This window comes from Mesorhizobium sp. M5C.F.Cr.IN.023.01.1.1, from assembly GCF_003997585.1.
GTDB classification, from domain to species: Bacteria; Pseudomonadota; Alphaproteobacteria; order Rhizobiales; family Rhizobiaceae; genus Mesorhizobium; species Mesorhizobium wenxiniae.
In genome coordinates this window covers 1-14,130 of record NZ_RZSU01000040.1, presented here as the reverse complement: position 1 = coordinate 14,130, position 14,130 = coordinate 1, and the positions used below count along the sequence as shown (strand labels likewise).

The following is a 14,130-nucleotide window of genomic DNA, read 5'->3' as shown; positions in this document are numbered from 1 at the left end:
TGCTTACGCTCCTTCTGCCGGCGTAGCGGACAGGAACCGCCGCGCCGCCTCGATCTCGTTCGACTGCACCTCATGGCCGCCGTCGTGCCACTCCACTGTGACATCGGCGCCATCGGCGCGCAAATAGGCCTCCAGCCGCGACGTCAGGTTGGGCGGACATATCGGATCGCGCCTGCCTGCTGTGACCAGGATGCGACGGCCGGCGAGACTTCCCTCGATCTCCGGTTCGAACGGGATCAGCGGATGCATCAGCACCGCCGCGTCGAATAGAGAGGGCGCCGCGAACACCACCGAGGCCAGGATGTTGGCGCCGTTGGAATAGCCGAGGCCAAGCACCGACGAGGGTTTTGCCGCCTCGACATGCGCCTTCACGAAACCAACCATCTTGTCCGTCGCCCGCGCCAGGTCGCCCATGTCGTAGACGCCCTCGCCGGTGCGGCGGAAAAAGCGCGCGGCACCGTGTTCCGAGACATCGCCGCGCGGCGAGACGATAGTCGCCTGCGGCGCGAGATCGCGCCCAAGCGACAAAAGCTGAGTCTCGTCGGCCCCGGTGCCGTGGAAGACGAAGAGCAACGCGTCGCCCGGCGAACCGGGCAGTGCTTTGTAGATGTAAGCGTCCTTGCTCATGACCTTGTCCTCAGTCTTCCAGCTTCTGCAAATGTTGCTCGAGATAGGGCCTCAGATGCTGGTGCTGCGACGGCAGCTTCAGCGCCTCGCCGAGATGGGCGGTGTCCTCGTCGCGGTCGAAGCCGGGCTCGTTGGTGGCGACTTCGAACAGCACGCCGCCCGGCGTGCGGAAATAGATCGCCCAGAAATAGTCACGATCGATCACCGGCGTCACCTGATAGCCGGTGTCCATCAGCGCCTTGCGCACTTCGAGTTGCTTTGCGCGGTTTTCGACAGCGAAGGCGACGTGGTGAACGGAGCCGGCGCCGAGATCGGCAAAAGCGGCGCCCGGCAGCGATTCGATATCGACGATATTGGCGCCGTTGCCGTTCTTCACCGCCAGCCTTTTTACAGGGCCGGACGTGTCGACTTCTTCATAGCCCATCAATTTCAGCAGCTCTTCGGTGGCGCCGCCATCCTTTAGCCTAAGCGACACCGAGTGAAAGCCGCGGATCGCCTCGTCGGAGGGAACATCGCCCTTCGCCCACGGCGTACGGGTGTCGGCCTTGTTCTCGACCAGCGCAAACCCGTCACCGTCGGGACCGGCGAAGCCAAGGCGCTTCTCACCGAAGCTCTCTTCGCGCGACAGCCCGGCGACGCCCTCATCGGCAAAACGCTTTTCCCAATAGGCAAGCGTGCCTTCGGGCACCGAATAGACCGTGGTGCCGACCTCGCCAACGCCGTGGCGGCCCTTGCCGATATTGGGGAACGGAAAATAGGTCATCACCGAACCGGGCGTGCCGAGCTCGTCGGCATAATAGAGATGGTAGACATCCGGCGCGTCGAAATTGACGGTTTTCTTGACCCGGCGCAGGCCGAGCTTTTTGGTGAAGAACTCATTGTTCTGGCGCGCATCCCTGGCCATCGAAGTGACGTGATGCAGGCCTTTGATCTGGTCGAGCATTTTTCTGCCCCTTTCCTTGTCCTGTGCGGCCCATGCCGCGGTCCACGCCAATATGAGAACCGGCCAGCCGGCGGCAAAGGCCGCAAACACAGATGGACTGTGCTCTATGAGTGAACAATAAGGCGGCTTTTGTTTACGATTTGGCGAATACCTCAGGCTTGCGTCGCCACAAAAATTCGGCTCCATGAGCGGCACGTTTCAATGAAGGATACAGCATTGGTCAGAAAAGACAGACGCCCGAATGTTCTCCTGATCACCTGCGATCAGTGGCGCGGCGACTGCCTGTCGGCGGCAGGCCACAAGGTGGTGCGGACGCCGAATGCCGACGCGCTGGCCGCCGAGGGTGTGCTGTTTCGACAGCATTATGGCGGCGCGGCGCCCTGCTCGCCGGCACGCGCCTGCCTCTACACCGGCCTCTACCAGATGAACAACCGAGTTTGCCGCAACGGCACCCCGCTCGACGCCCGTCACGGCAACATCGCGCTCTCGGCGCGTAGCCTCGGCTATGATCCGACGCTGTTCGGCTATACCGACGTATCGCCCGATCCGCGCACGCTGGCGCCGGGCGACCCGCGGCTGAAAAGCTACGAAGGCGTGCTGCCCGGCTTCACCGTGCGCCAACTCCTGCCGGAGCACCAGAAACCGTGGCTGTCGTGGCTCCAGGCGCGCGGCATCGATAGCAGCGCCGGCTTTCCCGACATCCATCGCCCAGCGGACGAGCTTGGAGGCACGACCGACAGCGAGGTGACCAACGCGCCGCCCGTCTACTTGAAGGACGAAACCCCAGCTGCTTTCCTGGCCGGCGAGTTCGTCCGCTGGCTTGGCGAACAAGAGCGCGATACACCGTGGTTCGCGCATCTTTCCTTCCTCAGCCCGCATCCGCCCTTCATCGTGCCGGAGCCCTACAACAGGATGTATGATCCTGCCGAGGGACCGGCTTTCCAGCGCGCCGTGCGCTGGCAGGCCGAGGCAGAAAGCCACCCCTACCTTGCCTATGATCTTGACCTGCAGGAGCGTTCGAAATTCCGCCCCGGCGCCGAGGGCAAGGTGCGCGACTGGGGCGATGACAATTTTGGCCGCATCCGCGCACTCTATTACGGCATGATCTCGGAGGTCGACGCACAGCTTGGCCGCATCTGGCAGGCGGTCAAGGCGGCGGGTGCATGGGATGACACCATCGTCGTGCTGACCTCCGACCATGCCGAGATGATGGGCGACCATTACACGCTGGGCAAGGGCGGCTTTTTCGACGGCAGTTATCATATTCCGCTGATCGTCCGCGACCCGCGTCGCCGCAAAGCGGCCGGCGCCAGCGTCGACCGCTTCACTGAGGCGGTGGACATTGCGCCGACATTGCTCGCTCTGCTTGGCGAGGAAACCCCGCCGCATCTCGACGGCCGATCGCTGAAGCCGTTCCTGGATGCCGGGGAGCCGCGGAACTGGCGCGAGGCTGCGCATTGGGAGTTCGATTTCCGCTCGGTTGCCGACGGTGATGCCGAGCGCCATTTCGGCATCGGTCCGCGCCAGTGCAATCTGGCCGTCATCCGCACGAAACAATTCAAATATGTACATTTCGGCGGCGGCCTACCGCCGCTGCTGTTTGACCTGGAGAAGGATCGAGACGAACTGACCAATGTCGCCGCCGATCCGGCCTATCTGCCGGTCCGGCTGGAGCTTGCCGAAAGGCTGCTTGCCTGGCGGGCCGAACATCTCGATCAGTCGCTGGCGCTTGCCGAACTGACCGACGACGGCGTTGTCGGCCACGTCGCACGCCTGCCGCCTTTCCAGTCATAAAAAAGGCCCGCGCCGTCGCCGGCGCGGGCCTTTCGGGGTCAATCACTGGGGCTTAGCGCATCATCATACGCTGTTCGTCACGTTTTTGCGTATAGGTGCCCTTGTCATAGGCGACTTGCGCCTCGAGCTGCTCCTTGGTGAAGTTAGTGTAGAGATAGCGGTTGCCATCCTTGTCGGTCATGAATTTAAGGTTGTCCATGCCGACAGCGACTTCCTTCTCGCCAACACCGAGGAAACCGCCGACGTCGATGATGACGGCGTCGACCTTCTTGTCGCCCGTCAGCACGACGTCACCAATCTCGCCGACGTTGACATCATTGGCGCCGTAGACGGTGGTTCCAACCAAATCTTCGGACCGGATTTCGTTGATCGGCATTTCGGTCAGCGCCGACTTGTCGATCGCCGCGGTCTGCGTCTGGTCGGGGGTTGCGTCAGGCGTTGCTGCAGCCGGAGCCTCGGCTGTCGTGTCCGCCGGTGCTGGAGCAGCGGGGTCAGTCGTTGTTGCCGGGGCCTGCGCCGTCTTGTCCGCCGGTGCCGGAGCAGCCGGGTCAGGCGTTGCCGCCGGAGCTTCCGCGGTCTTCTCCGCCGGGGCTGGAGTGACAGCAGGGGTGGTAGTCACCGGCGCCGGCGCCGCCGCGTCAGTCGATGCGGTTGTCGCCGGGGCCGGATCATAGGGCTCGCGGTTGAACTCCGGCAACGCCTCCAGGTCTTCCTTCGTGGTCTCGGCCACCAGCCAGCGATCGCCGTCCCTTTCCGCCCACTTGGCCTTATCGAACTCGTAGGCGACATTCTTTTCGCCAACCTCAAGGAATCCGCCGACGCCAATGATCAGCGACTCGGCCTTGCCATCCTTGGCCAGGACGATGTCGTTCACGTCACCGATGTTTTGAGCGTCGTCGCCGGTGCCGTTATAGACGGTCTCACCGATGATGTTGGTGGCAAGGTTGCCATCGGCGCGCTTCACGGGTTCGGCCGGAACCGGTTCGACCGGAGCCGCCGGAGCATTCTGTGCAGTGGTATCGGTCGTGCCAGAAGGGGCTGGAGGAGCCGTAGCCGTGGTGTCGGTGGCCGCAGGAACCGGATCGTAAGGCCTGCGATCGAAGTCCGGCTGGGCCGTCAACTCATCCTTTGTGGTTTGGGCAATCAGCCAGCGGTCGCCATTCCGTTCGGCCCATTCCAGCTTGTTGTAGTCGAAAGCCACGTTCTTGGCGCCAATGCCAAGAAAGCCACCGACGCCGATGATGACGGATTTTGCCTGACCGTTTTCGTCGAAGACGACGTCGTCGACATTGCCGATGTTCTCGGCATCGTCGCCGGTGCCGTTATAGACGGTCTCCCCGATGATGTTGGTCACCAGGCTGCCTTCGGCGCGCGCAACGGGAGCCGCAGGAGCGGTATCCTGGACTGCCGGGTCCTGCGTCGGCGCCGGGGTTGTGGCCGTCTGCGCATATGCACCGGTCGCAAGCAGCGCTGCGAGTGCGGTGGTGGTTAAGAGCGTGCGGATCATCGTAATCTCTCCTCGTGCGTTATCGGTTCACGCCACAAGCCACCGGGTGGGAGATTGGTCGCGGCGTTACATATTCACAACGTCGTGACCGCGCCGTTGTTCCGACACCATGGCGAGTGTCGGGAAAAAACCACCCGAATCGCGCTCAATCATGCGTTCGGCCGGTGAGATTCGCTCCTGTATTTTCGTTAGAGCTGCGGAACTTTTTTTCAGCCGACCCGATTCCAGCCTTTGGCTGGGTCTGTCCTGGCCGATGATTATCCAATGGTTGCCAAGAAAAAACGGAGCGGGGGGATGCGATTTGCGGCGGTGCTGAACCAGGAGGGCGGCACCCTGCGCACGATCGATCTTTCCGCCTTCACGGACCGGATGCGCCAGACGTTGGAGGCAGCAGGTCACTCCATCGATATCGACATCGTTGCCGGCAAGGACATCGTCGCAACGCTGGACCGCATCGCTTCCAAGCACAGCGTCGACATTGTGCTGGCCGGTGGCGGCGACGGCACCATTTCGGCCGCGGCTGCTCGGTTGATGGGCAGGAAGAAAGCACTTGCCATTTTACCGGCTGGCACGATGAACCTGTTCGCGCGCGGGCTCGGCATCCCACAGACCCTTGACGCGGCCGTGAAATCTCTTGCCGACGGCGAGGTGATCGCAGTCGATATGGCAACCGCCAACAATAAGCCATTCGTGCATCAGTTCTCGATCGGCATGCATGCCAGGATGGTTCAGCTTCGCCAGGCCATGGAGTTTGGCTCGCGGTTGGGAAAGATGCGGGCTTCAGTCAAGGCTGCGTGGGCGGCGATCAACAACCCGTCGGCAATGAAGGTGACGCTGACCATCGGCGAAGCCGAGATCGTGACGCGCACCACCGGCATCGGCATCACCAACAATCTGTTCGGTGAGGGTCACCTGCCCTATGCCGACAATCCCGCCGGCGGCGTGCTCGGCATCTATGTCACGGTGGCGCAACGGCGTGGCGAGCTGCTCAGGGTTCTCTTCGACATGGCGCGCGGCAAATGGCGCGACAGTGAGCATGTGGAAATCCACCAGGCTGACCGGGCCGTTTTGAAAGTGCACTCGGCTGCCAAGAAATTCCGCGCCGTCATGGACGGCGAACTGGTCACGCTTGACCCCGAAACGACGATCGAAATTCATCCTGGCGCGCTGAACGTTCTTGTCCCGGCGCGCGCTGTCCAAGCGAAGGCAGCGTGATGCAGTCCGGCACAGTCGATCGGGTAGCTTCAGCCTTGGGGACTCTCGCCCTGTTCGACCCTGGGAAGCTCGCCCTGTTCGGTTGTCGACGTCTTGTCTATCATGTTGCCGTAAATCTCTGCGATGCCCCAGGCGATAAACGCCAAAAGCAGCGCGGCGATCAAGATACGGAAAGTGTGCCACCCCCAGCGTCCCTGGCGGGCTTTGTCTTCAGGAACGATCCTGGGCATGATCGGCCTCCATGTCGATTGGCGCTGGCGGGCGCGGCTGGTAAAACGTGGTTGGGTAACGGTTCCTCAAGGCGAAGGTTCCGGTTTCAGGGCCAGGCAACTGGCCTGGCGCGAATGGCTGCAAGCCGATGCATTTGGGGGCCTTGTGGATAGCAGGGTAGTGAAAAAGCCGAATCTGCCGATCGACGTCCTTAGTGTGGTAAGGGAGCAGGACCGGCTTGCAGTACTGCACGGTCTCGACGCACTCGACACGGCGGCCGATCGTGACTTCGACCATATCAGCGGTCTTGCCGCCGCGGTGATGCTGGCGCCCATCGCGCTGGTGACGCTGGTCGATGTCGAGCGGCAACGGTTCAAGTCCCGTGTCGGCCTGGATGAGACCGAGGCCTCGACAGATGCATCTTTCTGCGCCCATACCATTGCCGCCGGCGACCAGCCGATGGTGGTGACCGATGCGACCACGGATTCACGCTTCAACGCCAGCCCGCTGGTCACTGGCCAGCACCATGTCCGTTTCTATGCGGGTGTGGCCATTGTGGTGGCCGGCGCCCGGATCGGCACGCTCTGCGTGCTCGACCGGAAGCCGCGCGCGGCGCCGTCTGCCGCCCAGCTCGAACAATTGACGGCGCTCGCCAGCCTCGCTGCCAGCCTGTTCGCATTGAAGGACGCCACCCGCAACGGCGCCAGCATCGCTGCGGCGCTGGCGCGCGAGGAAAAGCGGCGCGGCATTGCGCTCGATGCCGCAGCGCTCGCGAGCTGGGCATGGGATATCCATACCGATATGATCGAATGCGATGTCCGGTTGTCCGAGCTGTTCGGCCTGCCGCGCTCGAACCGGCTGAGGGCGCGCGATATCCTTGCCGCCATCGACCCGCGTGATGTCTATCAGACCGAGACACGCTTTCGCGACGCGCTGACCGGCGGCGACGATTATTTTGGCGAATACCGCGTCAAGGGCTTCAGTCCGCCGCGCTGGCTCGCGACGCGCGGCCGTGTCATCGAGCGCGACGGCGACGGCAAGCCGACGCTGATCTTCGGCGTCAATTACGACATCACCGAACGCAAGCTCGGCGACGAGCGGCAACGGCTCTTGCTGCGCGAGCTGAACCATCGCGTCAAGAACACGCTGGCGACAGTGCAGGCGCTGGCGACGCAGACAGTTCGCCATGCGCGCCAGCCGAGCGAATTCCTTGAAGCCTTCAGCGCCAGGCTTCAGGCGCTGGGCGCCGCCCACAGCCTGCTGTCCGACCGCGAGTGGCGCGGCATTGGCATCCGCGAACTCGTGCAGATCGAGGTCAAGCCGTTCGACACCGCCGAACAGCCGCGCATGACCATCTCAGGCGCCGATCTGCTGCTTTCGCCCGACCAGGCAGTCGGGCTTGGCCTGATTCTGCATGAACTGGCCAGCAACGCGCTGCAATACGGAGCGCTATCGGCGGCTTCGGGCAAGGTCGATCTCGACTGGCAGGCACAGGGCCGAAAGGGCGCACGGCGCCTGGTGCTGACCTGGCGCGAAAGCGGCGGGCCTGAAGTTGTCTCGCCCGAACGCCACGGCTTCGGCTCCATCCTGATCCGCCGCAGCCTGGCCAAGGTCATCTCCAGCGAAGTGATCCACGAATTCCGGCCGGAAGGCGTGTTCGCCGAAATATCGATGCCGCTGGAGGATCTGCCGAAGTGACGGCCTGGCCATGATCCCGAACCGAAGGTCCGCGTCAGCGAAAAGTGAAGCCAGGTTTTCGGATTAGATTGTGGTCAAACAACAAGAAGAATCGCTTCGAGCTATTTCGCTTCGCCGGCATCCGGATCGTCGGCATCGGGCTTCACGTTCTCGCGGTAGATGGCGTAGGCGGCGAGTGCAATCGCTGGGCCGAGTATGGTGCCCAGGCCGCCTTTCCCCTTGAGTAGCGCCGGCAGCACGGCGAGCGCGGCCGTGATGCCGACCGCCTTCATGTCGGCATTGCGCCTCCGCGCCCGGCGTCGGGCGCGCGCGCCGGCCGACAGCTGATGGAAGAGCAGGAGAAGCCCTGCGATCACCAGGAAGCCGACCCCGAAACCAAGGCAGGCTGCCATCGGCCCGTAGCGACCCGCCACCCAGACATAGGCCGCTCCGACGAGGAAACCGACGCCACACAGTGCTGCAAGTGCTGCGAGCGCATAGACGATTGCAGCCGTGCGCGCGCGGCGCACCGCTGCAACGGCTTCACCCGAGGCGAGGCCCGAGATCAACGATGCCAGCATTCCCATCTGCGAAGAGGCTAGCGGCGCGCGAGAAGCGCGAACAGAAAGCCGACGCCTGCCGCGATTGCCAGCGACGTCACCGGCTTTTCGCGCACGCTGGCCACCACTTGCGCTTCGAGGTCCCTGGCGTTGCTGCGCATATTTTCAAGCGCTGCTTCGCCTTGGGCGCGCAATTGCTCGACTCCTTCCGCAGCAACGCGACGAGCAGCCCCGTAACCATGTTGGCCGGTCTCGGCCAGCTGTTCGGTGAGTTTTTGAATGTCGGCTTTCAACTGCCTGATGTCGTCTTCAAGGTCCGAATTCGTCCGGCTTTCGTTCGGGGACTTTCCTGCGGCAGTCGCCATCACTTAACTCCTTGCGTTTGCTCGGGTCGAAACGTTCGACCCACCCCAAGGTTCCGAAATCGGAACAACTCCCATGAAAGGGTGTTTCCGCAGGCGAGTCCAGCCCGGCACGTCTCCCGTAGCCGCTCAGATCAGCGGTCGGCGATCTTCGCTCAACCCTTCCCACCGGGCGAGTTCCTTGAGCCTTTCATTATCGACCACCTCGCAGCCGCCGTCGCGCCAGAAGATAAGCTTGCGGTCCATCAGCTTGCGGATCGTCTTGTTGGTGTGGACCAGCGACAGACCGAGGGTATCGGCGAGATGCTGCTGCGTGATCGGAATCTGCACGGGCGTCCTGCCGTTCAGCCCCACCACCCTGGCGCGACTGGAGATGAACGCGATGAGATAGGCTGCACGCTCGAGCGCTGTGCGTCTGCCGATACTGAGCAGGTTCTCGTCCAGCATGCGCTCCTCTCGCGAGGCGATCCAGGTGATGTCGTAGGCGAGGCCCGGATGGCTGCGGTAGAGTTCGGGAAGGGCTTTCCGCTCGAAGACGCAGAGCAGCATCGGCGACAACGCTTCTACGGAGTGCTGCATTTCGCCCATCAGGCTGCCTTGCAAACCGATGAGATCGCCTGGCATGGAATAGTTCAGAATCTGGCGGCGGCCATCCGACAGCAATTTATAGCGAAAAGCCCAACCCGACAGCACCGTATAGAGATGGTCGCTGTGGCTTCCCTCCACCAGAACGGTAGCCCCCTTGTCGAAGGCCAGTTCGCCTTTCTTGAGCGCGTCGACGAAGACAAGTTCCTGCTTCTCGAAGGCCCGGAACGCCGGCAACGGCCGCAGTGGACAGTTTTCACATGAATACCGGCGGGCGGACAAGGAACGGCCGTTCTGGCCAGACATTTCAATCCCTCTTCGAGGCGGGCCCTCTTCCGGAAGGCGATAGCAAACGCCCTGCAGGCATCGAGGTTCCGCCATCTGCGACGCATGTCTTTTTTAAATGACAGCATGCCAAATAACTTTAAATGACAGGAAGCTAAATAGGGATCATGATTCCTCTGTTCCCTGCGCCCCACGGAGACATTGCCACGTGCCCCCCTTGTTGGACGGATTGCGGATTCTTGTTCTGGAAGATGAATTCCTGATCGCCATGGATGTCGAGCAGCTTTGCCGCGACTATGGCGCTGGCGACGTGGTCATCGCCCGCGATCTGGCTGAGATCGATCGGAAGAACGTTGCCTCGCGATTCGACGCGGCTATCGTCGACCTCATGCTGGGCGGCACTTCGACACTCGATTTCGCTTCGCGGCTGCGCGAATCGGGCGTGCCTTTTGTCTTCGCCTCGGGCTATTCCGACATGGACGAAATCAGGGCGTCCTTTCCGGATGTCAGCTTGATCACCAAGCCCTATTCGGGAGACGATCTCGTGGAGGCGGTGGCGGCTGCGTGCGGGCGCGGACCTCTTGTTTGATGGTCAGTATTCAGGCGGCGTTCGACCCCGTCACCTGAGCCGATATCGCATCCGGGCCAAACTCGTCATCACCGGAAATCTTCAGGATTTCCTGCAGCCGCGTGCGGGCGCGGCTGACGCGGCTCTTGATCGTTCCGACCGCGCAGCCGCAAATCTCGGCGGCCTCCTCGTAGGAAAAGCCCGACGCGCCGATGAGGATGATGGCTTCGCGCTGGTCCTCGGGCAATTGCTCCAGCGCGCTACGAAAGTCCTTGAGGTCGAGCTGGCCGTGCTGGGCTGGATGGACGGCTAGCCTGGCCGTCATGATGCCGTCGCTGTCCTGCACCTCGCGGCCGCGCTTGCGCATCTGCGAATAGAATTCGTTGCGCAGGATGGTGAACAGCCAGGCCTTGAGATTGGTGCCCGGCTCGAAGCTTTCATGCTTGTCCCAGGCCTTCACCAGTGTTTCCTGCACCAGATCGTCGGCCTTGTCGGCGTTTTGCGTCAATGACACGGCAAAGGCCCGCAGGCTCGGAATCGAGCCGAGCAGATCCGTCTTGAAGCTCTGGGAGACGGCCGCCATGCCTTAGTCCTTTTTCCGTGCAGGTTGGGCCCGTTCCAATTGGCTGAGCAGTTGGGCGAAGCGATCCGGCACGTTGTCGGAGACCAGCTCGTCGTAATATTGTTTGAGTTTGCGGCCGATTTCCGAGTTTGGCCCGAGCGGGTCGCCGGAAGTTGCCCGGCGCCTGTTTGCAGCGCCAGCCGTGGTATCTTTCGTCATCTCTTCATTTCGCCCTTTGTTCCCAGTACCCTGCCGCCCTTCAATAGACGACGCAAAGCAGGCGGTCCCCTCGTCTGGTTGCCCGTCCCGACCTCAAACGCCGTCCCATTATATTAGTTCCAAACCGTCGGAACTTTTTCGGAAAGCCGGCGTTTATGTTTTCAGGGCTTATTTTCGGGGCTTGTAATCACCTTGGCCTGCAATCTATCCAATTACGTCAGAGGGAGACGTCCATCATGAGCCTGTCCGCAACCATCGCTCCGCACCTGCCGTTCCTGCGCCGCTTCTCGCGGGCCGTTTCAGGATCGCAGGAGAGTGGCGACGCGCTGGTCGCCGCGATGCTCGAAGCCATCATCGCCGACGTCGACATCTTTCCGGACGCGTCGAACGACCGCATCGCGCTCTACAAGGTATTCGCCAGGCTGTTCACCTCGGTCGCCATCCGCGTTCCGCAAGAACACCCGCAGTCGGCGTGGGAACAGCGCGCCGCCGCCAATCTGAACGCGATCTCACCCCGTCCCCGGCAGGCCTTCCTGCTGGTCGCCGTGGAAGGTTTCAGCGAAGGCGAGGCGGCGGAGATTCTCGACGTCGACGATCAGGAATTCTCCGAACTCCTCGCCGAGGCCAGCAACGAGATTTCCCGCCAGGTGGCAACCGATGTGCTGATCATCGAGGACGAGCCGCTGATTGCCATGGACATCGAACAAATGGTCGAAAGCCTGGGCCATCGCGTCGTCGGAACTGCGCGTACCCACGCCGAGGCGGTGGCGATGTTCACAAAGACGCGGCCGAAGATGGTGCTGGCCGACATCCAGCTTGCCGACGGCAGTTCGGGCATCGAAGCGGTGAACGAGATCCTGTCGTCCACGCCGGTGCCGGTGATCTTCATCACCGCCTTTCCCGAGCGCCTCCTGACCGGCGAGCGGCCGGAGCCGGCCTTCCTCGTCACCAAGCCGTTCAATCCGGATATGGTCAAGGCCCTGATCAGCCAGGCGCTGTTCTTCGACCGGCACGCGAAAGCCGCTGCATAGGACCGGGCAGGCCCGGCCTCGCGCTGCCCCGTTTCCACGGGTCGCCCGTTTGCCACTGATCGAATAACGCCGGCCCCTTGCGGCTGGCAAACGTCACTTGCGCCTCAAACTTCCCCTGCTCATGACGATTCAATTCGGGCCGGAAAGATTTCCAGGGATCGTCTTTTTCGGGAAAAGGTGGAACAAACGGCAGCGAAAGACGTTTTTGCCGTACCATTTGAAGGAGATGGATCATGCTTTATTGGGCGCTCGTGTTTCTTGTGGTCGCGATCATTGCAGGCGCTCTTGGTTTCGGCGGTATTGCCGGCACCTCGGCAGGTATAGCGCAGATATTGTTTTTCATCTTTCTCGCTTTCCTGATCATCTCGCTTATTGCGGGCTTGTTCAAACGCGCGTCGTGAACTGCGATCCAACACTGGGAACCGCACCCCTCAAGCGGTTCCCAGCTACCGCCGGGCGATGTCCTTAACGGGACGTCGCTCGGCGGACCTCTTTTGGGAACCCATTTTTCCGTCAGCCGTTCAGCCTGCATTGGGCGGGTGAAGTGACCATGCAATCCAGAGCCGGAGATATGAAACACAGCGGACGGAGCGATGAGATCGTCGCCTTGCAGTCCGCTGAGAGTGGAATGCAGCTTGGCCGGGCCCTTCTCCATGCGCTGCACAATGCCGGCATTTCGGTTCTCTATCAGGATCGCGAGATGAAAACCGTCTGGGCGCGCAACATGCGCCCGCCATGGGCTTCCGATACGGCCGACAGCAACGGCCTCCTGCCGCTGGCGCAGGCGGAGCGCATCGGTGCGGCCAAACGCAATGTCGTTGCATCCGGCAATCCGGAACACCTTGAGTTCAGCATTCCCGCCGACGATGGCGTTCGGTGGTTCCAAGTATGGGTAGACGCTGATCACGACGACGGCGGCGCGGTGCAGGGCGTCGTCACCACCATGGTCGAAACGACCGAGCAGAAACGTCGCGAGCAAACCCTGAAGACGCTGCTGCGCGAGGTCAGCCACCGTTCGAAGAACCTTTTGGCCATCATCCAGAGCATCGCCACCCAGACCAGCCGTTATTCGGACACGCTCAGTGATTTCCTGACCCGCTTTCGCGGCCGGTTGCAGTCGCTTGCCTCATCCCAGGATTTGGTGACCTCGTCCAACTGGCGGGGAGCGGCACTGCGCGAACTGGTGTCCGGCCAGGTCGGCCGCTACGGAGCCGACCCCGTGCGCAGCTTGCGTTTCCAGGGGGCAAATCCGTACCTCAACCCCAATGCCGCCCTGCATATCGGTTTGGCCATGCACGAGCTTGCCGTCAATTCGGTCAGCTACGGCGCTCTGTCGCGAGCCGACGGATTCGTCGAGGTGACCGCCGATCTGACGGCCGCTTCCGCTGGCGAGACCGCACTGTCGCTGACATGGGCCGAAGCCATCGGAGCCAATGACAATCAGCCCAGCGAGAAGCGTTTTGGCAGCGTCGCACTCGAGCGCGTCGTGCCTGCGTCGTTGAACGGTACGGCGACACTTGAAATCACCGGGGACCGCCTCGAATATCGCCTTGTCGTTCCTCGCGGCAATTTCGAGACGGATTGACCGGACAACAGCCGAGCCAAAGAGGGCTGGGGCAAGAGGGCTGGGATCGATACCGGCCGCGCCGGCCTTAACCGCCTGTTCACCATAAAGTCCTAAGCTGTTCAGACACCGATCCGCATGACGTTTTCGATCGCAGTCTGCTGCGCAGTACGGGAGGAATGGCTTTGACGGTTGCCGACATCAACAGGCTGGAACAGGCCGCACGCGTTTCGATGGGCGGGTTTCAGGATCTCGAAGCATCCGCGATGCCGTCGCCCCGTGCTTCCCACCCGACCCCCGGCCTCGCCGCAATCGGGCTGGCTGCGGTGGTCGTCCTGGCCGCCGCGTTCCAGTTGATCTAGAGCGTCGGACCCAAAGTGGCCGGCGGCTTGCGCTTGCCTCATGTCGACCTGTTCTCCAA

17 protein-coding genes are annotated in these 14,130 nt (G+C 62.2%); 8 read left to right on the top strand and 9 right to left on the bottom strand.

What is annotated here, in order from left to right:
• Positions 1-3: 3 nt before the first annotated feature.
• Both EOA78_RS17550 and EOA78_RS17545 read right to left on the bottom strand, forming a co-directional pair.
• The gene (locus EOA78_RS17550; RefSeq protein ID WP_127316218.1) at positions 4-627 is read right to left on the bottom strand and encodes an alpha/beta hydrolase; all 624 of its coding nucleotides are present in this window, start codon (positions 625-627) and stop codon (positions 4-6) included.
• A 10-nt stretch (positions 628-637) separates the two neighbouring features.
• Positions 638-1,570 (bottom strand): VOC family protein, encoded by a 933-nt coding sequence (locus tag EOA78_RS17545; RefSeq protein WP_127316217.1) that lies wholly within the window; start codon positions 1,568-1,570, stop codon positions 638-640.
• Positions 1,571-1,786: 216 nt separating this feature from the next.
• Here EOA78_RS17545 and EOA78_RS17540 point away from each other — a divergent pair, with 216 nt between their 5' ends.
• Positions 1,787-3,364, top strand: a complete 1,578-nt coding sequence (locus EOA78_RS17540; protein WP_127316216.1) for an alkaline phosphatase family protein — start codon at positions 1,787-1,789, stop codon at positions 3,362-3,364.
• A 52-nt stretch (positions 3,365-3,416) separates the two neighbouring features.
• Here the strand turns inward: EOA78_RS17540 and EOA78_RS17535 are convergent, their stop codons facing one another.
• Positions 3,417-4,871, bottom strand: coding sequence for a PRC-barrel domain-containing protein (locus EOA78_RS17535; RefSeq protein WP_127316215.1), 1,455 nt, complete (start codon positions 4,869-4,871; stop codon positions 3,417-3,419).
• 294 nt (positions 4,872-5,165) lie between these two features.
• On the opposite strand from EOA78_RS17535, the gene EOA78_RS17530 reads away from it, so the two are divergent.
• Positions 5,166-6,086, top strand: a complete 921-nt coding sequence (locus EOA78_RS17530) for a diacylglycerol kinase family protein (RefSeq protein ID WP_127316214.1) — start codon at positions 5,166-5,168, stop codon at positions 6,084-6,086.
• A gap of 29 nt (positions 6,087-6,115) precedes the next feature.
• On the opposite strand, the gene EOA78_RS17525 is transcribed toward EOA78_RS17530, so the two are convergent.
• On the bottom strand, positions 6,116-6,316 hold the full coding sequence (locus tag EOA78_RS17525; protein ID WP_127316213.1) for a hypothetical protein: 201 nt from the start codon (positions 6,314-6,316) through the stop codon (positions 6,116-6,118).
• Positions 6,317-6,461: 145 nt separating this feature from the next.
• Here EOA78_RS17525 and EOA78_RS17520 point away from each other — a divergent pair, with 145 nt between their 5' ends.
• Positions 6,462-7,994, top strand: a complete 1,533-nt coding sequence (locus EOA78_RS17520) for an HWE histidine kinase domain-containing protein (protein WP_164783805.1) — start codon at positions 6,462-6,464, stop codon at positions 7,992-7,994.
• A 101-nt stretch (positions 7,995-8,095) separates the two neighbouring features.
• Here EOA78_RS17520 and EOA78_RS17515 read toward each other — a convergent pair whose 3' ends face one another.
• The 3 genes from EOA78_RS17515 to EOA78_RS17505 all read right to left on the bottom strand — a co-directional run bounded on the left by EOA78_RS17515 (position 8,096) and on the right by EOA78_RS17505 (position 9,786).
• Positions 8,096-8,560 carry a hypothetical protein gene (locus EOA78_RS17515; protein WP_127316211.1) on the bottom strand — a complete coding sequence of 155 codons (465 nt, stop codon included), beginning with the start codon at positions 8,558-8,560 and terminating at the stop codon, positions 8,096-8,098.
• 11 nt (positions 8,561-8,571) lie between these two features.
• Positions 8,572-8,898 carry a DUF883 family protein gene (locus EOA78_RS17510; protein WP_127316210.1) on the bottom strand — a complete coding sequence of 109 codons (327 nt, stop codon included), beginning with the start codon at positions 8,896-8,898 and terminating at the stop codon, positions 8,572-8,574.
• Between the two features lie 126 nt (positions 8,899-9,024).
• Positions 9,025-9,786, bottom strand: coding sequence for a Crp/Fnr family transcriptional regulator (locus EOA78_RS17505; protein ID WP_127316209.1), 762 nt, complete (start codon positions 9,784-9,786; stop codon positions 9,025-9,027).
• A gap of 187 nt (positions 9,787-9,973) precedes the next feature.
• Here EOA78_RS17505 and EOA78_RS17500 point away from each other — a divergent pair, with 187 nt between their 5' ends.
• Positions 9,974-10,354 (top strand): response regulator, encoded by a 381-nt coding sequence (locus EOA78_RS17500; RefSeq protein WP_127316208.1) that lies wholly within the window; start codon positions 9,974-9,976, stop codon positions 10,352-10,354.
• A 10-nt stretch (positions 10,355-10,364) separates the two neighbouring features.
• Here EOA78_RS17500 and EOA78_RS17495 read toward each other — a convergent pair whose 3' ends face one another.
• Together EOA78_RS17495 and EOA78_RS17490 are read right to left on the bottom strand one after the other, a co-directional pair.
• Positions 10,365-10,916 carry an RNA polymerase sigma factor gene (locus tag EOA78_RS17495; RefSeq protein ID WP_029348707.1) on the bottom strand — a complete coding sequence of 184 codons (552 nt, stop codon included), beginning with the start codon at positions 10,914-10,916 and terminating at the stop codon, positions 10,365-10,367.
• A gap of 3 nt (positions 10,917-10,919) precedes the next feature.
• Positions 10,920-11,114, bottom strand: a complete 195-nt coding sequence (locus EOA78_RS17490; protein WP_127316207.1) for a NepR family anti-sigma factor — start codon at positions 11,112-11,114, stop codon at positions 10,920-10,922.
• A 236-nt stretch (positions 11,115-11,350) separates the two neighbouring features.
• On the opposite strand from EOA78_RS17490, the gene EOA78_RS17485 reads away from it, so the two are divergent.
• From EOA78_RS17485 to EOA78_RS17470, 4 genes are all read left to right on the top strand, one after another.
• The gene (locus EOA78_RS17485) at positions 11,351-12,145 is read left to right on the top strand and encodes a response regulator (protein WP_127316206.1); all 795 of its coding nucleotides are present in this window, start codon (positions 11,351-11,353) and stop codon (positions 12,143-12,145) included.
• A 233-nt stretch (positions 12,146-12,378) separates the two neighbouring features.
• Positions 12,379-12,546 (top strand): DUF1328 domain-containing protein, encoded by a 168-nt coding sequence (locus EOA78_RS17480; protein WP_023797107.1) that lies wholly within the window; start codon positions 12,379-12,381, stop codon positions 12,544-12,546.
• Between the two features lie 149 nt (positions 12,547-12,695).
• Positions 12,696-13,730, top strand: a complete 1,035-nt coding sequence (locus EOA78_RS17475) for a sensor histidine kinase (protein ID WP_127316205.1) — start codon at positions 12,696-12,698, stop codon at positions 13,728-13,730.
• A gap of 158 nt (positions 13,731-13,888) precedes the next feature.
• The gene (locus EOA78_RS17470; RefSeq protein ID WP_127316204.1) at positions 13,889-14,071 is read left to right on the top strand and encodes a hypothetical protein; all 183 of its coding nucleotides are present in this window, start codon (positions 13,889-13,891) and stop codon (positions 14,069-14,071) included.
• Positions 14,072-14,130: the final 59 nt, after the last annotated feature.